The following is a 17,738-nucleotide window of genomic DNA, read 5'->3' as shown; positions in this document are numbered from 1 at the left end:
AGAATCATGATTAACACTATTATTTTTGATGCTGAAGGCGTTGTTGTTGACAGCGAAGTTATCTGGGACAAAGAACAGAAAATATTCTTAAACCGTAGAGGATATATCTATGATCGAGATAAAATCAAGCATTTGGTAACTGGGCAGTCTCTTCGAGAGAGTACGGCTACTATTCAGAAATTTTATGGTTTTAATGAAAGTATGGATAATATGCTCGTTGAAAGAAAAACTATAATGTGTGAACTTTTGGAATCCCAAATCACCTTCATCAATGGATTTAAGGATTTTTTTGAACAGATCTCAGATTCATATAGCGTCTGTATTGCAACTTCTTTAGATAGAGGTATCTTAACCTTTATTGATCGTAAGTTGGAATTGTTTGAACTGTTTAATGGCAATGTATTTTCAATATCCGATGTTAACTATATATCGAAACCTAAGCCTGATATTTTTTTGTATTCTGCTAAGAAAATGAAAGTTAATCCTTTAAATTGTGTTGTCATTGAAGACTCGCCACATGGGATTGAAGCCGCCAGGCAAGCTTGTATGAAATGTATTGCACTTAGCACTACTTATGAGGCTGAAAAATTAACGTCGGCAAATTTGGTTGTCAGTTCTTATAAAAAAATTAATCTAGGTAGTATATAGACTAGTGCAGCCTGGCGAAAATAGTTGACCAGTTAGCGAATGCTCGAAGCATTGATTTTGGTTCAACTTTAGTGGTCAGTTACTTCTACCGCGCTGCACTAGTCTAACTCTAAACTTTAACTCACACTCACACTAAGTTGCAAGATGAGATACCACAGATGGAAAATTCTTACTATAAAATCAGTTTGATAATACCAACGAGAAATCGCTCTTTGGAGTTAGAACGACTACTTGAAAGTCTAAAAGATTATGGCTGGATGACAAGAAGTGATATTGAGATCATAGTTATTGACAATGCTCCTGATGATTTAAAGACATCCGAATCTATGTTCTTTATACAAAAAAGTTGAATATGTATGTATTAAAGAAGCTGGACAAAGAAATGCTTTAAATCATGGAATTTTGTTGGCAAGGGCAAACCTTATAGCTTTTATTGATGATGATGTAGTCATAGAAAACTCGAATTGGCTTGATAAGATGGCTAGTCATTTTGAGAGAAATTCAAACTTAGGGTATGTATCAGGAAATGTTAGGGCTTTCGAGACGCTAACATACTCTCAAAAAATTTGGGAAGCAAAAGGGGGGCTTAGCAAAGGAGCTAAGTCTACTTATTGGACTAATGATGCTTTGCAGTCTAATTATTCTAATAAAGTTTGGCCTTTATTCAACATAATTGCTGGTGCTAACTCAATGATTCCTAAACATGTATTTTTGAAGGTTGGTCTCTTTAATATACTGTTTGATCCAGGCGCTCCTATTCCACATGGTGGTTCTTTAGAGATGGGTTATCGAATAATAAAGAGTGGATACGATCTGATGTATGACTCTGAATCTATAGTCTTGCATCAGCATCCAAGAGATAGTTGGCAACTAAGAAAAAAACTTTTTATTTATGGAATCGGTGCTACATCCTTGCATCTTTATTTGTTTTCAAAATACAAGGATTTAAGAAGCCTAGTATACGCACTTGCTGGACATATACTAGGAATTTTAAGAAATTTTCCTGCATCTTTGCTTGGAACATATCCTCTTCCAGTTAGTTATCTTTTATTCTCATTGCTTGGAAGTGTTTTCGGATTTTTTTTATTTGGAGTTAACTTCTGCAAAATACATCAGTATAAAGTTGTCAACACATTTTATTCTTTAGCAGAAAAATCAGATAAATTTACAGAGTAAATAAGTATGCACTATATTTCACTAGCAGAAAATGCACATGATTCATGCATCACTATTGCAGATGAATTACAGATTATTTTGCATCTCGAATTAGAAAGATTTTTCAATAAAAAACGTTATAGGATTGAAAAACTGAGCACTTTAGAATCATTGATTTCACTTTTGCTTAATGAATACTCAATTAATGATGACATTCAATTTGTCGTTAGTAGGCATCATTCTGAAAGACTCTATTCTATAGTTTCTGAATTTGTACATAACTATTTCCCAAAAAAGGAAATTTATGATGTTGAACACTTAGATGCCCATGCTGCATTTTCTCATCTTTCTGGTCTAAAGGATTCACTTGTAATTGCTTTTGATGGAGGAGGAGATCGTCGAATTAATTCTAATCAACCAAACTTTTTAGCTTATCATTACCATGATAATTCTATCTCTCCTATAAATGATATACACAAACCTAGATTTGACGGAAGAGTTTGGAATGTGATTGCTACGAAATTATTTGGCGACTTTCATGCTTCAGGAAAAGTAATGGGACTGTCAGCTTATGGCATTTTTAGTCCTAAGTATGAAGAAATTTTGCTTGGAGAAGAGTTCTTACATCTTGATACTATTTGGCAGGAAAAAAACCTCAGTAAATTATTAAATCTTCTAAGGATAGATGACTTTGAAGATTCCGCTAATCTTGCTTATACATTGCAAAAAATATTTACTGATGATTTAGTTGCAACAATAAATAGATACAGACATTATTCCGATAATATTGTTCTTGTAGGAGGATGTGCTTTAAATATAATTTCAAATACTGAAATTGGTGAAAGGTTAAATTATAACAATGTGTATGTTCCTCCCTGTCCAGGTGATGAAGGTCAATCTCTAGGTTCATTACTACAATTTTTTCATTCTCATCGAATGCACGTTACATGTGATGAAATTCCATATTTAGGTCAAGGTCTCAGAAAAGTTGGGAAGCAAATCTCAAGCGATGACTATAATAAGATGGCTTCACTCATCCTTGACAATAAATCTCTTGCTTGGCATATAGGAAGATCTGAAATAGGCCCAAGAGCGCTGGGTCATAGAAGCATTTTGGCTTCTCCAGCAAGGCTAGAAACAAAAGTAGCTGTTAGTGAAAAAATTAAGCAAAGAGAGTTTTTTCGCCCCATTGCTCCTATTGTCCTTGAAGAACATGCTTCAGATTGGTTTGATTTTCAATTTTCCTCCCCCTACATGTCATTTAGTGCAAAAGCAAAACAAAAAGCTAAAGAGTATGCACCCGCAATAGTACATGCTGATGGAACAAGTCGTATTCAAACACTCTCGTATAGCTCCAACCCAGAAATTTATGAGCTAATATCAAGAGTCTATGATATGAGTGGAATTCCTATTCTTATGAATACATCTCTAAATGTTGCTGGATTACCAATTTGCAACAGCGAACAGGATAGCAAAATTTTCTTCGTTTCAACATCCATAGATGCCTTAAATTTAAATGGTCATCTTTACATTAAATAGGTGTAAGTATCTAACCAATAAAAGCGGTCTAACAACGCGCTGGAGCGGACGGTTGAAAGATTGGTGATGATGCCTAGTCTATCTGCCGCCGCTCAGCTAAGCCGTTAGATGTCCAATCTCTTGATAGGGGAGTCAGTGCCTAACAATAACCAAACACCGGATATGGATGCTCTACTTTTTGTAGATACTAATATTCTTCTTGATTTTTATCGCATCCGAAAATCAGATATAAGTACAAAATATCTTGAACAGTTAGAGGCTTGTAAAGATCGATTGATCATTGGCTCCCAAATTGAGATGGAGTATAAGAAGAATAGGCAAAAAGTTATTATTGAGTCGTTGACTAGGTTTTCAACTCCTGACTGGGGAAAGCTATCTACACCTGCTTTGGTTGCTGCGCTTCAGCATCAAAAATGATTGAAAAAAGCCGTCAGGAGATCACAAATCAATCCAAGAAAGTGAATGAAAAAATTCAAAAAATATTAACTAATCCATCACAAAACGATCCAGTATATAAATCACTTCAAAGATTGTTTAAGGTAAATTCTTCGTATAATTTGAATCGTGAATCCGAAAGGCGTTTTGCAATTCGTCGTTTGGCTCGAAAGAGGTTTTGCCTAGGATATCCACCTCGGAAATCGAATGACAATTCTATTGGAGATGCGATTAACTGGGAGTGGATTGTTCAGTGTGCTATTGATAGTGGCAAAGATATTGTGATTATCACTAGGGATAGCGATTATGGTGTTATTTATAAAGATCAGTCATATATTAACGATTGGCTAAAGCAGGAGTTCAAACAAAGAGTAAATCGTCAACGAAAAATCCTTCTCACTCATAAGTTGTCAGCCGGTTTAAAGATAGTTCATGCAGCAGTTACGCAAGAGATGGAGGAAGCAGAGGAACAGCTTATAGAAGGTCAAAATATATCAGATGATTTGATTCAAGATGACGAAATCTATACAGAATGAATCCACATCTAACAACCGCATGCACCGGAACGGCAAGGCGATCAGTTGGGTGGCATAGCCTATCAGCATCCGGTGATGCTAATCGTTAGATAGCAACTAGCACACGAAGGTGCAAAAGGAGCCAATACTTCTCGGTTAGCGATTCGTTATGGTGATCATTAGCTCAACTTTATGTGTTTTAAAATCACAGTGTATACCGATAATGAGACAGCAATCCGACTATACAAGAAGTTTGGCTGTATGCTTGAAGGGATACTGATTCATTATGCTTTCCGTGATGGTCCCTAGTCAATTGCAACCCGAAGTAGAATTGCCTGCTCTCGAACAGTAGTTAGAAAAAATACGTAGCTCTTTTCCATGACGAATCGGGGAAAACTCTCTAAAATGGGTCTAAATTTCCATCTTTTTCGATTCTTATGCTCAAAAAACTCTTAGTAACACTTAGTAGTCTTGCATTTTCTTTGGCATTGACGGCACCCGCTCACGCGGATATTGTCCAAGAGCCCATTGTTTATACAATTGATGAACAACCTTATGAAGGTTATTACGCCATTAATGAAGGGTTGGGGAAAAGCCAACCCGTCGTCCTTCTCATTCATGACTGGGATGGGATTGGTGAGTATGAAAAACGTCGGGTGCAGATGCTAGCAGAACAGGGATATGCTGCCTTTGCCATTGATTTGTATGGTCAAGGCATTAGACCCGAAACGACTGAGGAATCACAAGCGGAAAGCAATAAACTATACAGCGATCGCGAAACGATGCGCCAACGACTTTTTGCCGGGCTGCAAGAAGCGCAAAACTTACCTGGAATTGATGGTTCAAGAGTCGTTGTGATCGGTTATTGTTTTGGTGGCGCATCCGCCCTCGAATTTGCTCGGGCTGGAGCAGGTCTTAATGGGTTTGTGAGCTTTCATGGTGGCTTAGAAACCCCAGACAATCAAAATTATGAACAAGTCCAAGCACCAGTGCTCATTTTACATGGATCGGACGACCCTGTTGCCCCGATGGAACAAGTTGCGGCTTTAGCCCAAGCCATGAATGAAGCCGAGGTTGATTATCAAATGGAACTTTATGGGGGAGTCCGTCATTCCTTTACGGTTTGGGGAGCACAAGGCGATAGTTCTCAATATGATGCAACGGCTGATTTAGCGTCTTGGGAGGCGTTACTCTCTTTTCTTGAAAAACAATTGCGTTAATTATCATCACGAGTTAGAGATGATAAGGATGGGGTGTTGCAGTTGTTACGAAAAATGGCATCCTTTTCAATGTATGCTGAATTGACAAAGTTTTTGTTTCAAAAACAACTGAAATCTTAATCCGAAAAACACAATTATCATTCAATATGCACAAGTGGAGTGGATTGCTGCTCGCCGTTACGCTTTTGGCCTCCTCAGTAACGGCTTGCGCCAATAATTCAGAAACTGCCTCTGATGCCGGAGGAACTAGTAATCAACAATCAGCAACGGCGACGAGTGGTCAAAGTCGCTTGGATATCGTTTTAGAGCGCGGTACTTTGATTTGTGGGGTTGAGGGCAATATTCCCGGCTTTAGTTTTGTGGATGAAACGGGCGAATATTCTGGTTTAGATGTTGATGTTTGCCGGGCGATCGCGGCTGCCTTATTTAATGATCCAAACGCCATTGAATTTCGGAACCTCACTTCTTCAGAACGGTTTGAAGCATTAAAAGGAGGGGAAGTTGATCTCCTCTCGCGCAACACAACCTGGACCACGAGCCGTGATACCCAAGTCGGGGCAGAATTTGCTCCCACAACTTTTTATGACGGTCAAGGAATGATGGTGCGCAAAGAGAGCGGTATTAAAACTCTAGAGGATATGGCAGGAAAGTCAATTTGTGTAGAGACTGGGACGACAACCGAGCTTAACCTCACTGATAATATGCGTCAGCGCAACGTTAATTTTGAGCCAGTGGTTTTTCAAGAAGCCAATGCGGCTTATGCCGCCTACTCAGAAGGACGGTGTGAGGGCATGACCTCTGATAAATCGCAACTGTTAGCACGTCGCAGTACTCTCCCGAACCCGGAAGAACATGAACTGTTAGCGGTCACTATGTCTAAAGAACCGCTGGGACCCGTGACCATTAACAATGATTCTGCGTGGTTTGATGTTGTGAAATGGGTAACTTATTCTCTGATCCAAGCGGAAGAATTTGGCATTACTCAAGAGAATGTTGAGGAACAAAAATCCGTAGACGATCCGAATGTCCGACGATTTTTAGGCGTTGAAGGCAGTTTGGGCGAAGATATGGGAATTGCCAATGACTTTACTGCTCGCGCGATCGCGTCTGTCGGGAATTATGGGGAAATTTATGACCGCAACTTAGGTCAGTCCTCTCAGTTTGAGTTGGAAAGAGGCTTAAATGCTTTGTGGACAGATGGAGGCTTACTCTACTCTCCTCCCTTCCGCTAAGCCATTCCTTTGCTCTGGGGTAGTTCATCTGCCCCAATTTTTTGAAGTGAAATTCCACTCACCTGTAATTCAACATGGCTAGTGATTCCCAGCAAAAAAAAGTTCCGCTGCTCCGAGATGAAAGGTTTTGGAAAGTTAATCTCCAGATTTTAGCCGTCGCAATTGTCGTTGCCGTCCTCGCCCTTTTGGTGCATAATTTAAGCCAAAATATGCAACGATCCGGGATTTCTTTTGGTTTTGATTTTTTAGAAAATGCCGCTTCTTTTGGAATTAGCGATTTACCGATTCCTTACAGTCCGGCTAATCCTTACTGGCAAGCTTTACTGGTTGGAATTATTAATTCGATCAGGATTATGATTACTGGCGTTATTCTCACCACTTTGGTCGGTGTAACCGCAGGGATCGTCAGTTTTTCTGAAAATTGGTTGGTGCGACAAATCAGTAAAGTTTATGTCGAAATTGTCAGAAATACTCCTTTATTATTGCAACTATTTTTCTGGTATTTTGCGGTATTTTTTAGCTTACCGCAAGTAGAAAATAAAATCGAATTATTTGGATTAATTTATCTGAGCAAACGCCGGATTGCCATTCCTTGGCCAGCCAATACAGTGGAAGTTTGGTTCAGTTTAGGTCTGGTGGTGGCTTTATTCATTGGAGCAATTTTTCTCTGGCGATCGCGCACGCGAAAGATGGTACAACTGGGAACGTCTGGTCAAAAAGAATTGCTTGGATTAGGGATCATTATTGTCAGCGCGATCGCGCTGATTGTTTTTGGCTTAAACTGGCAATTTCCCCAATCTCCCACCCCCTCAGCAATGGTCGGCGGTTTGCACTTATCCATCGAATTCTCAGCCCTGCTGTGCGGTTTAGTCTTCTATACAGGCGCATTTATCGCAGAAATTGTCCGTGGGGGGATTCAATCGGTGGCGAAAGGGCAATGGGAAGCAGCGCGATCGTTGGGACTTAAACCCAGTTTAGTCATGCAGTTAGTCGTATTTCCCCAAGCCCTAAGAGCGATTATTCCGGCTTTAAATAGTCAATACCTCAACCTTGCCAAAAACTCTAGTTTAGCGGTTGCGATTGGGTTTCCTGACATTTACTCGGTTTCCATTACCACCTTCAATCAAACCGGTCGCCCGGTGGAAGTCTTTTTACTGATCATGGCATTTTACTTGTTGATCAGCTTAGCCATTTCCCTGGTTATGAATTTCTTCAATACCCTCGTTCAACTTCAAGATTAAGGATTGAGATGTCTAACGCTGAAGTTTCTCCCTCTTCCGTTGCCCCACCTAAAGCCAATCTGGGACCGAAAGCCTGGTTGCGTCAAAATCTTTTTAGCAGTTGGCACAATAGTTTATTAACGGTCATTGTCCTCAGCATTTTTGCTTGGATCCTTTGGAATCTCGCGACTTGGGCAACCACAAGCGCCCAGTGGGAAATTATTAAAGTGAATTTACCCCTATTTTTTGTGGGTCGCTTTCCACAAGCCCAATATTGGCGAATCTGGACCATCCTGGCTTTGATTGCGAGTTGTTCTGGCTTCTCTTGGGGGGTGATTGCCAGAGGAGTCCCCAAACTATTGAGTCGCAATATTTTAATCGGCCTTGCGGTTGCGGGAATTGGATTAATTTCTTTACCCACAGCAGTGCCTTTTAAGCTCTTAAACTTAGCCATGCTCGGGTTAATCATTGTAACCGCTTGGGGCGGAAAGCAACTGGGTCATCTTCTCCCAGCAGTGGGAAGCTGGTTGAGTTTGATCTGGATGGCTCTATTTTTGATCAGTTTTTGGTTATTAAGAGGAGGGTTCGGACTAGAAGTGATCCCCACTAATGACTGGGGTGGCTTAACCTTAACCCTACTTGCTTCTGTGATCAGTATTGTCGTTTGTTTTCCGATTGGAGTGGGGTTGGCACTGGCCAGACAGAGTTCGCTGCCGGCAGTACGGTGGTTATCAACGCTTTATATTGAAGTGATTCGTGGCGTGCCTTTGGTTTCCATTTTATTTATGGGACAAGTCATCTTTCCTTTGTTTTTACCCGAAGGAGTCAGACCAGATCGCGTTTTCCGCGCGATCGCGGGCTTAAGTCTGTTTTACGCTGCTTATGTTGCCGAAGATGTCCGGGGAGGATTGCAGTCTCTCCCGAGAGGGCAAACTGAAGCGGCTAAAGCCTTGGGTTTGAATCCGGTTCTCCTCACTAGCCTCATTATTCTTCCCCAAGCGTTAAAAATCTCTCTTCCTTCGCTGGTGGGGCAGTTTATTAGTTTATTTCAAGATACAACCCTCCTCGCCATTGTCGGTCTCGTCGAGTTATTAGGGATTACACGAAATATTTTGGCGCAACCGCAGTTTTTAGGACGTTATGCAGAGGCTTATTTATTTGATGGGCTTTTGTTCTGGATATTTTGTTATGCCATGTCTCGTGCCAGTCGCAAACTTGAAGCTGCCCTGAATACCGATCATTCTTAGCTCAATTCCATTTTACAGATTTAATCATGACTCAATCGGAAAATCAAACCTTACCAACAACAGCCAATCCAGACGATTACGCCATTATCGCCAGTAACGTTCATAAATGGTATGCCAATAATTTCCATGTGTTACGAGGCGTTAGCTTGGCAATTAAACGAGGAGAAGTCGTCGTCATTATGGGACCTTCCGGTTCCGGAAAATCGACTTTTATTCGTACCTTTAATGCTTTAGAACCCTATCAAAAAGGAAGGATTGTTATTGATGGCATCGCCCTATCTCACGATTTAAAAAATATTGAAGCGATCCGACAAGAAGTGGGAATGGTCTTTCAGCAGTTTAATCTCTTCCCTCATTTGAGTGTTTTGCAAAATGTGACTTTAGCGCCGATTTGGGTCCGTCGCTGGAAAGCAGCAAAAGCCGAAGAAATTGCCATGCAACTGTTAGAAAGAGTCGGGATTTTAGAACAGGCGAAAAAATATCCGGGTCAGCTATCCGGCGGACAACAGCAACGGGTCGCGATCGCGCGGGCATTAGCCATGCAACCGAAAATTATGCTATTTGACGAACCAACTTCAGCCTTAGACCCGGAAATGGTGCGAGAAGTTTTAGATACCATGCGCTCTCTTGCCGATGATGGGATGACAATGGTCTGTGTGTCTCATGAAGTGGGTTTTGCCAGAGAAGTTGCCGATCGCGTGGTGTTAATGGCAGAGGGGTTATTGGTTGAAGAAAACACCCCAGAAGACTTTTTTAATCATCCCAAAGAAGAACGCACTCAACAATTTTTATCACAAATCTTATAGCGAGAGGCTTGACAGCGATAAAAAATCGAATATCAGGGTTTTTCAAAAATGGTATAACCAACGTTGGCGAATGCCCGCATAATCGCTGCAACAAGCAGCAAGGCGGTAGCGGCGTATAGTTTAACTGTACCCCTTTTTAATGAGCTGGGGAATTAACCCAATTGGCGAATGCTTAACCAACCGGATCGACTAACGAACCGGGAGTTGCAACAAGAGTATTCGCATCAACGCCTAAAACTGCACCAATCACATCATTATTGAATAAAATCAGAGCATTTCCCCCCGTATCTACGCCAAAACTGTAACCGCCCATATTATCTACATTAAGTTGAATTTTATCCACACCAAGCTCGAAGTCTTGAATTAAAGCAAAATCATCAGCAGGACCCTCTCCTCCCTGGTAGAAAACACTGGTCTCATTCCCGAGGACAAATGTGTCGATTCCGCCGCCGCCAAAGAGGAGATCGGTTTCACCGACTCCTGTTCCGCCTTGACCGCCGGTAAGGGTATCGTTGCCGGCACCCCCGCTTAATAGGTCGCTGCCGGTTCCGCCCAAAAGTTCGTCATCACCTTCTTGACCAAAGAGACGATCGTCTTCAGAAGCGCCGTTGAGTTTATCGTTACCCGCTTGTCCTTGCAGTTCGTCAATGCCGCGACTGCCAATAAGATTATCATTGCCGTCGCCGCCAAACATTCTATCGTCTCCTAGACCACCCAGGAGTTTGTCATCGCCTTCTTGACCAAAGAGAACATCATTATCTCTACCGCCATTGACAAAATCATTACCCACTCCGCCACGGAGGATGTCATTGCCATTGTCTCCAAGCACATAATCGTCGCCAACTCCTCCATCAAGAGTATCGTTATCATCGCCTCCGAATAAGTAATCCGCTCCTACACCGCCGGTGAGAGAGTCGTCTCCTTCCTCTCCTTTGATTAAGTCATCCCCTGCTTCACCATTAATCGTATCGTTGCCTCGATCAGCACGAACGATATCCCGATCCGGACCGCCAGTAATCGAATCGTCTTCTTCGGTGACGTTTCGAGAATCGAGAAGGCTTCTGCGAGAGCTTCTTCGCTCTGGAGTTTCACGTCTTTCGCTGACCCATTGGCCGATGGTACGTGTTCTCATTTTTGGTATCTCCTAATTGCCAAGCTAAGATTTCTATTCTTAACAGTGCTAGATTTACTTTTTTGAGCGCTGCCATTTTGGCAGTTTCTATGCGGATTTTAGTAATCTGTTGAGTAGTTTGCCTGTAACGATCTCAATCCGAACCCTAAAACAATATGCCAAAATGGCAACCTTAATTAATCGCACGTTTTTATACTTTTCAGTAACAGCTAATTAAAGTTGTTATAAGCACAAATTGTTTACTAGGAGAAAACAAAAATGATCATCACCGATCTCAATTACTTAGAAGAAATCAGCTCTGAAACTAGCAAGACTCTCGAGGGCGGCGGAAACATCGCTTTCAATATTGCTAAGGATGTCAATCTGAATAAACAAGTTCAGATGGACATCAACAAAAATGTTAATGTCAACGTTAATAATCCCGACCAATTGGCGACTGCAGAAGCGGATGCCGAAGCCTTTGGTCTCTATGCGCTGGCTGAAGTAGATGCTTATACCTTGGTTGATTCTGAAGCAGCATTTGCTTACGCTGAATCGACTTCTGCTCTTGATCTTGACCAGAATGGTGCAGCTGGGTAGGTTACAATTGATGGCTTAACCCAGTGTTTAGAAATATGCGAGGAGTTTTGGCTAGAGTGTGAAAAAAAACTTCTAGCCAAAACTATCATATAAGTAGATTGTTGGTCAGGGTTTACTTGATCACAAAAAAAAATTGCAATCTCCGAATTTTTTGTCAGAACTTAGAAGAGTCTGAATTGTAGAAGTATTCTGGCTGAAGTACTTTATTTAAACAATATTTTTGTGCAATTTTATCGGCATTTGCAGAAACAATATTTTAAGAGATCAACAGAGTCAACGTAAGCATTTCAGGATTTAATTCTAATTGGATTCTCTCTCGTATGAACTGAAAAAGAATAATAAAATAGGCGGAACTTAAATAGTTTTAGGATTTAAGTTCCGCTCCAGATCAAAGAAAAATTGTATTCTTAAATCAAATTCATGTGCGTCTCTACTTTATTGAAGTGAACCTTATCAGATTAGACGGTAGAGAATAGTTCTTCTGCTGCTTCAGGCGATTCGACGGGTAGATGATGACCAATGGTAGCGGGATTTTCTAAGCCCACATCATGACAGTGAGGTTCAATGCCAAGGCCATGGCGGGGATACTCGGCACAAATCTCTTGATATTGCGCGATCGCGCGATCGAGTTCATTGCGAGTGAGCTGATTGAGATAGCCGCATTTGCCAATTTCTCCTTTTGGCAGGGGTGCGGCTAAATTTCCACCGCGTTTTTGTACCATTTTTTCTTGGGCAGCCCAAACCGTTTCTTTATTTAAGAGCACATCATGCCAGAGACTCAAGCCAAAGGAACTGATCAAATTGAGAATGCGATGGAAGTCTTTAGCGCTTAGCCAGTTATTGCGATAACTCAAGTAAGCACCAAAGCCCATGCCAATGGCAACGGCGTGTCCGTGCAGTAACCCGGCTTCAATTTCAAACCCTGGCGACCAAGTATGCCCATAGGCATGAGGGCGGCACTGATGGGTTTCGTAGAGGTTATCATACTCAGCTTCCACATAGCTTCGCATCGCTGCCCCCAGAATTTTCTGAGAGAGGACACTAATTTTGTCATGTCGTTCACAGTTAAGTGTGCCGAAACGGGTCGTAATCAACTCTTGCCCTGCTTGTTCTAGGTAACTGAATAATTCTGCATCTTTAACCGCCGCCATTTTGAGAATCTCAGCAATGCCGTGTCGTAACCATCCTTCTCGCAACGTTTTGAAGAAAGAGCGATCGGTTAAAGATAGAATCGGTGCATGGTAAGCCCCAAAAAGGTTCTTGTATCCAAAGCCATCACAGCAGGTGCGAGGGGAAGGACCCGCATCAATCCCAGCGACAATGGAGGTAGAAAGCATAACATAAGGCGTGTTGCGGTGATAAAGAGCGCAAGCTAAACCGCCAGTATCCGTTAAGACACCGCCCCCCATAATCAAGACGGGTTCATTACGAGAGACACCAAGACGTTTGAAGTCACCGAGCATTCTTTCAACCGTGTGAATGCCTTTATCCACTTCCATGGCGCGATAGACTAATTTATCTAACTTAATCTCGTGATACTCAAAATAATTCTCAATTTGCTCGCCATAGTAGCGTTCCACATTCTGATCCACTAAACACACACAGCGACCCAGAGAAACATACATATCTCTTAAAACTGTCTCTTGCGGATCGAGGCAATTTTCCAGCACTTTAATGGAAGTAAAAGTACTGGTGCTCATCACTGCTTCCACGTTTTGGTCGTCCTCGGTACTAACGACGGAACCTTGACTTTGACGATAGCTGGACGTGGGATAAATGGCGTGAGGATCAGTTTCAACCAGACGTGAAGACAGCTCGTCGTAAAACTTCCCATCTTGACTACGCAAGAGTCGAGCCAGCAGTTTGGTTGTTGCCAGTTCAGAAGAGTGAATGCGGTTAGAAAAGGTGTACCACTCTGATCCGGCAAGTTCATCAAAACCAGAGATCAGTTGGGCAATTAAGCCAAAGAAGTGACTGAGAGAGTGGTTAAGACAAGTCCGCAGTTGGCGACAGGCGGCTAAGCTTTCAATCACACCGGCTTGTGCAAACTCTTCTCCCAGCTCAGCTGAGAAAACATCGTTGTCAATCAGTGATAGAAGTAAGTGCCTAAAAGGAGTACTGCAAACAATTGCTTCAACAGCACTATCGAGGTCTTTGTCAGTCAAAGGCTCATTGTTATAAGTGGCGATAAAAGCTTTCACAGCAGAGGTTGTCTTGGTCATTATCAGTTCCTAGAGCAGGTGTACAGACGTTATAGCTTAGAGGTAAGCCCAATTGCTTAATACAAATTAACATAACTCTCATCTTTGGAAAGCCCTTCTCAGATGATTTCTATCTTCCTATAGAGACGCTTTTCTCATGGGATTAAAAATACTGATGTTTTTCCCTAAAACTGATGACTTATCGGAGCTTACGGAATTTTTTTCTCCTCAAAAATCAGAATCTATCTTTAGGAAGTTGTGGATGAGTTGATGTTAAGAAAGCATTCATTAGTGTTGATTATTGAAGTATTAGATTAACTTTCTGTTAACTTTTATGGTTGATTTCTGAGAAAAGGATTGTGCAACCCCAACTGCGCAATTGAGTTTGTGATCACCTCATGTTCGAGCAAGATGAGTTACGCCAATTAATCAGATCCCAGTCACTAAAAATGAGAAAGTCATCAGCAAAGTTCATAAACGACTTAACATAGCCCGATATTCTTGTTGAGAACCAGCGCAGCGATCGCGCTCTAATTAAATCACACGTTTTTAGGCAGTCTGCAACCAAACGACAAACGCACTGCCCTGATCAGGATTGTCTGGAGGAACCGCCGGGCTAATCAGTTCAATCTCGCCTTGCATTTGTTCGACATATTCTCGCGCGATCGCGAGTCCTAAGCCAGTTCCGGGAATTGGACTTTGCGACTGAACCCCCCGATAGTGACGTTGAAAGATCTTCGATTGATCGTCAGGGGGAATACCGACCCCATTATCCCGAATGATAATCCCTTGTTGGTGTGATGGCTTGTTATCCACAATCACTTCCACCGTTCCTTGTTCCGGGGTATACTTAATTGCATTATCGAGGAGATTGCTCAGCACTTCTTGCAATGCTTTACGGTTTGCCTGAATCGGCGGCAGGCGCTCGGGAATTGCTGTTTTTAATTGAATATTCCGCTCTTGCGCGATCGCGCGCATTGATTCTAAAATCGGCGGTAAAACTTCCGTCAGGACAAAGGTTTCTAAAGGTAAGGTTTGACTGGGCGGCAACGATTTGACATTCGCATCGCTTTCTGGCAAACGGGTGGTTTCCGTATCAACGGTAATATCTTCGTCCTCCGTCGTCGCAATTTGCTCCAGGTAGTCGCCCATTTCTGCCAACAACTGTTGCAGGCGTTCACTTTCTCGCATCATGTTTTCTGCCAGGGATCGTTTTTTCTCGTCATCTTCTGGCTGAAACCGTTTGAGGAGGAGTTTGCCAAAGGTTCGCAACGCCATGAGCGGATTTCGTAACTGGTGCAAAATATCATCCAGCCGATCTCGTTGTTGTTCTTGTTGCCATTGTTGTTGACGGAGTTTGTGCTGCGAGAGTCCGTGACGTTGATCTAAAACGCAAGCGAGGGTAATCGTTGCTGCTGTCCGCTGAATTTGGGTAAATTCCCATTGACTCCATTGGGCTTGTTGCCGCGCAATGACCAGTAAACCCATCATGACATTGTTATGGAGTAAGGGAAACACAATTTGATGTTGATTGTTTTGGTTGACGACATCCGGGATCAGATCCGCTTGCGCTGTGGTTAACTGTGGTGTACCCTCAGGAGCAGAAGCACTTGCCGGCAATTCAAAAGGAGTATTTTCTAATAATGAATCATCGGACGTAATAATATTCCCTTCGTCCACTTCCTCTTCCCAATGGCTGCTGTCTTCGGGATAAACCACAATGGGAATGAGCCGTCGCGTTCCAGATGCAAGTTCTTTGGTTAAATAAACCGCACCGCGATCTGCATGTAAACCTTCTTGTAAATTACTGACTTGGGAGCGGCAAAGTGCGGTAAATTCAGAGCTAGCGGGGAATAAAACTCGGTTCACCATTCTGGAAAGATTCCATGTGAGGGCAACGTTAATTCGGTACTTAAAAATAGTACTACCCACTATTCTAGTGGTTACGGTGTCGAGGTTGGCTTCTCCGCAAGTCTGAGTCATTCGCTAAAATAATTAACTCACCCGCAGAAACTAAAATCAATCGTGCGTTTTGACGTTATTACCTTATTTCCTGATTTCTTTCACTCTCCCCTCAGTTCTGGGATAGTGGGAAGAGCACTCCAAAAACAGATTGCTGAAGTCAATTTCGTCAACCCTCGGGATTTTGCCTTTGATAAGCATCGTCGGGTGGATGATGAACCTTACGGGGGAGGGGTTGGAATGTTATTAAAACCAGAACCGATTTTTGCAGCTGTGGAATCGCTTCCGCAACGTCCCAATCAAGAAGTCATTTTGATGACCCCCCAAGGGGAACCAATGAATCAGCCCTTGTTGCGAGAACTAGCGGCGGATTTTGAGCAGTTGGTATTAATTTGCGGTCATTATGAAGGGGTGGATGAACGGATTCGGGAAAACTTAGTGACTCGTGAGGTGTCATTAGGAGATTTTATTCTCACTTGTGGGGAGATTCCAGCCTTAGCATTGATTAATGGGGTGATTCGTTTACTACCAGGGACGATTGGTAAGGCAGATTCTCTCAAAGCCGAGAGCTTTGAAACGGAATTGCTTGATTATCCGCAATATACGAAACCAGCTATTTTCCGAGGTTGGGAAGTGCCACCGGTGTTACGGTCAGGGAATCATGGCGCGATCGCGCGCTGGCGACAAGAACAACAAATTAAGCGCACCCAAGAACGTCGTCCAGATTTGTGGGAAAAATGGAAAAATCAGCAATCATCGTGAAGTCCCAATTATCTTTCCCTGTTGACTCGGATCATCGTCTTCTTTTCACACTTCAAATAAAACTTGAAGCTGTAAAAATGGGGTTAACTTTGTTGCCTCTCGGTTGCACGAACCTATAATTAAAGCCCTACCGGCAATTCCCCATGTTAAACTTTCTCGTGTTTCAAGCGCTAGCCATCGGCTTGGTGAGTGCCTGTTCCTTGCCCCTTGGCGCACTAACTGCTCGCTTTTGGCAACCGGGAGAACGTGCCTTGGCATTTTTAATTGCGTTTGGCGGTGGCGCCTTACTGTCAGCTTTGGTCATTGATTTGGTCAATCCGGCAGTAGAAGCAGGATATTTTTTTCCCCTGGCACTGGGGTGCATTTTCGGGGGATTGCTCTTTCTGGGTTTGAATCAATTGATCAATACCTATGGCGGATTTCTCCGAAAAGACTCCATTACTGCTCATTACTTTCACGCGCGCAGACAGCGCCGCTTCAAGCAGATGCTATCTAATATGGGTCGGATTGATGTTTTCCAGCAGTTGGCACCGGGAGATATTCAACAGTTGGCAAATATGGTTTTTAGTCGCAAATATCCTGCAGGAACCCGAGTTTATCACTCCAGTGAACCCTCGGAAGGGCTTTATATCATCGAAGAAGGTGCAGTTGAACTATTGGATCCAGAAAACACTGCCCGTGTCGTTAAGAAATTAGAGAAAAATGATGCTTTCGGTCGGATGGCATTTTTTACTGGTGCGCCTCATGCCAGCATTGCCATAACCACAACTGATACGCAACTTTGGATTTTACCTAAACCTGCTTTTGACCGATTGCTTAAGACGTCTCCGACTTTGGTGGAGGCAGTGAAGCGTTTTCTCAGGAGTGATGAGATTGCTCTTTATCTGCAAAAGCGACAGGGAATGACCCCGCAAAAAGTGCAAGCATGGGTCAAGCATGCTATTAGAGAACTTGAAACTCGCAGTGCGCCGCAAGAAGTGATCTCAATTGAGCTTCGGGCGACAGCCCCGCGTTGTATGCGAAGCATCAACGTCGGGAAGGATAGCCCGTGACTCGTAGCGAAGCGGAGAGGCACAATCAATCTG

General features: G+C 42.6%; 14 protein-coding genes and 2 pseudogenes. 13 read left to right on the top strand and 3 right to left on the bottom strand.

Going from position 1 to position 17,738, the window contains the following annotated elements; genetic code table 11:
• The first annotated feature begins 6 nt into the window (after window positions 1-6).
• From GVY04_14420 to GVY04_14375, 10 genes and pseudogenes are all read left to right on the top strand, one after another.
• On the top strand, window positions 7-648 hold the full coding sequence (locus tag GVY04_14420) for an HAD-IA family hydrolase (protein ID NBD17280.1): 642 nt from the start codon (window positions 7-9) through the stop codon (window positions 646-648).
• Between the two features lie 158 nt (window positions 649-806).
• Complete coding sequence (locus tag GVY04_14415) at window positions 807-998, top strand: glycosyltransferase (protein NBD17279.1); 192 nt, start codon at window positions 807-809, stop codon at window positions 996-998.
• Window positions 999-1,053: 55 nt separating this feature from the next.
• Complete coding sequence (locus GVY04_14410) at window positions 1,054-1,824, top strand: hypothetical protein (GenBank protein NBD17278.1); 771 nt, start codon at window positions 1,054-1,056, stop codon at window positions 1,822-1,824.
• A 6-nt stretch (window positions 1,825-1,830) separates the two neighbouring features.
• Window positions 1,831-3,342, top strand: coding sequence for a hypothetical protein (locus GVY04_14405; protein NBD17277.1), 1,512 nt, complete (start codon window positions 1,831-1,833; stop codon window positions 3,340-3,342).
• A 162-nt stretch (window positions 3,343-3,504) separates the two neighbouring features.
• Window positions 3,505-4,313, top strand: a pseudogene (locus GVY04_14400) (DUF4935 domain-containing protein).
• 416 nt (window positions 4,314-4,729) lie between these two features.
• Entirely contained in the window at window positions 4,730-5,512 is a 783-nt protein-coding gene (locus GVY04_14395; protein NBD17276.1) for a prolyl oligopeptidase family serine peptidase, read from the top strand.
• A gap of 146 nt (window positions 5,513-5,658) precedes the next feature.
• Window positions 5,659-6,744 (top strand): transporter substrate-binding domain-containing protein, encoded by a 1,086-nt coding sequence (locus tag GVY04_14390; GenBank protein NBD17275.1) that lies wholly within the window; start codon window positions 5,659-5,661, stop codon window positions 6,742-6,744.
• A gap of 74 nt (window positions 6,745-6,818) precedes the next feature.
• Window positions 6,819-7,985, top strand: a complete 1,167-nt coding sequence (locus tag GVY04_14385; protein ID NBD17274.1) for an ABC transporter permease subunit — start codon at window positions 6,819-6,821, stop codon at window positions 7,983-7,985.
• Window positions 7,986-7,993: 8 nt separating this feature from the next.
• Complete coding sequence (locus GVY04_14380; protein ID NBD17273.1) at window positions 7,994-9,211, top strand: ABC transporter permease subunit; 1,218 nt, start codon at window positions 7,994-7,996, stop codon at window positions 9,209-9,211.
• Window positions 9,212-9,237: 26 nt separating this feature from the next.
• On the top strand, window positions 9,238-10,017 hold the full coding sequence (locus GVY04_14375; GenBank protein NBD17272.1) for an ATP-binding cassette domain-containing protein: 780 nt from the start codon (window positions 9,238-9,240) through the stop codon (window positions 10,015-10,017).
• Between the two features lie 172 nt (window positions 10,018-10,189).
• On the opposite strand, the gene GVY04_14370 is transcribed toward GVY04_14375, so the two are convergent.
• Window positions 10,190-11,149, bottom strand: a complete 960-nt coding sequence (locus tag GVY04_14370; GenBank protein NBD17271.1) for a hypothetical protein — start codon at window positions 11,147-11,149, stop codon at window positions 10,190-10,192.
• Window positions 11,150-11,407: 258 nt separating this feature from the next.
• Here GVY04_14370 and GVY04_14365 point away from each other — a divergent pair, with 258 nt between their 5' ends.
• On the top strand, window positions 11,408-11,728 hold the full coding sequence (locus tag GVY04_14365) for a hypothetical protein (protein ID NBD17270.1): 321 nt from the start codon (window positions 11,408-11,410) through the stop codon (window positions 11,726-11,728).
• A gap of 458 nt (window positions 11,729-12,186) precedes the next feature.
• On the opposite strand, the gene GVY04_14360 is transcribed toward GVY04_14365, so the two are convergent.
• A complete protein-coding gene (locus GVY04_14360; GenBank protein ID NBD17269.1) occupies window positions 12,187-13,950 on the bottom strand; it encodes a 3-dehydroquinate synthase in 1,764 nt (587 codons plus the stop codon).
• Between the two features lie 528 nt (window positions 13,951-14,478).
• A pseudogene (locus GVY04_14355) lies at window positions 14,479-15,952 on the bottom strand (GAF domain-containing protein).
• 2 nt (window positions 15,953-15,954) lie between these two features.
• On the opposite strand from GVY04_14355, the gene trmD reads away from it, so the two are divergent.
• The gene (gene trmD / locus GVY04_14350) at window positions 15,955-16,653 is read left to right on the top strand and encodes a tRNA (guanosine(37)-N1)-methyltransferase TrmD (protein ID NBD17268.1); all 699 of its coding nucleotides are present in this window, start codon (window positions 15,955-15,957) and stop codon (window positions 16,651-16,653) included.
• Between the two features lie 143 nt (window positions 16,654-16,796).
• A complete protein-coding gene (locus GVY04_14345; GenBank protein ID NBD17267.1) occupies window positions 16,797-17,705 on the top strand; it encodes a cyclic nucleotide-binding domain-containing protein in 909 nt (302 codons plus the stop codon).
• Window positions 17,706-17,738 lie beyond the last annotated feature (33 nt).

Source organism: Cyanobacteria bacterium GSL.Bin1, assembly GCA_009909085.1.
In the GTDB taxonomy this organism is placed as follows: Bacteria; Cyanobacteriota; Cyanobacteriia; order Cyanobacteriales; family Rubidibacteraceae; genus Halothece.
The sequence above is the reverse complement of the archived record's forward strand: the minus strand, read 5'-3'. Positions and strand labels throughout refer to the sequence as shown.

Excerpts from the sequence above, each read along its gene's own strand:
- GVY04_14370 (NBD17271.1), bottom strand. The coding sequence starts at position 11,149 with ATGAGAACACGTACCATCGGCCAATGGGTCAGCGAAAGACGTGAAACT.
- GVY04_14395 (NBD17276.1), top strand. The coding sequence starts at position 4,730 with ATGCTCAAAAAACTCTTAGTAACACTTAGTAGTCTTGCATTTTCTTTG.
- GVY04_14420 (NBD17280.1), top strand. The coding sequence starts at position 7 with ATGATTAACACTATTATTTTTGATGCTGAAGGCGTTGTTGTTGACAGC.
- GVY04_14380 (NBD17273.1), top strand. The coding sequence starts at position 7,994 with ATGTCTAACGCTGAAGTTTCTCCCTCTTCCGTTGCCCCACCTAAAGCC.
- GVY04_14390 (NBD17275.1), top strand. The coding sequence starts at position 5,659 with ATGCACAAGTGGAGTGGATTGCTGCTCGCCGTTACGCTTTTGGCCTCC.
- GVY04_14385 (NBD17274.1), top strand. The coding sequence starts at position 6,819 with ATGGCTAGTGATTCCCAGCAAAAAAAAGTTCCGCTGCTCCGAGATGAA.
- GVY04_14345 (NBD17267.1), top strand. The coding sequence starts at position 16,797 with ATGTTAAACTTTCTCGTGTTTCAAGCGCTAGCCATCGGCTTGGTGAGT.
- GVY04_14365 (NBD17270.1), top strand. The coding sequence starts at position 11,408 with ATGATCATCACCGATCTCAATTACTTAGAAGAAATCAGCTCTGAAACT.
- GVY04_14405 (NBD17277.1), top strand. The coding sequence starts at position 1,831 with ATGCACTATATTTCACTAGCAGAAAATGCACATGATTCATGCATCACT.
- GVY04_14415 (NBD17279.1), top strand. The coding sequence starts at position 807 with ATGGAAAATTCTTACTATAAAATCAGTTTGATAATACCAACGAGAAAT.
- GVY04_14375 (NBD17272.1), top strand. The coding sequence starts at position 9,238 with ATGACTCAATCGGAAAATCAAACCTTACCAACAACAGCCAATCCAGAC.
- GVY04_14360 (NBD17269.1), bottom strand. The coding sequence starts at position 13,950 with ATGACCAAGACAACCTCTGCTGTGAAAGCTTTTATCGCCACTTATAAC.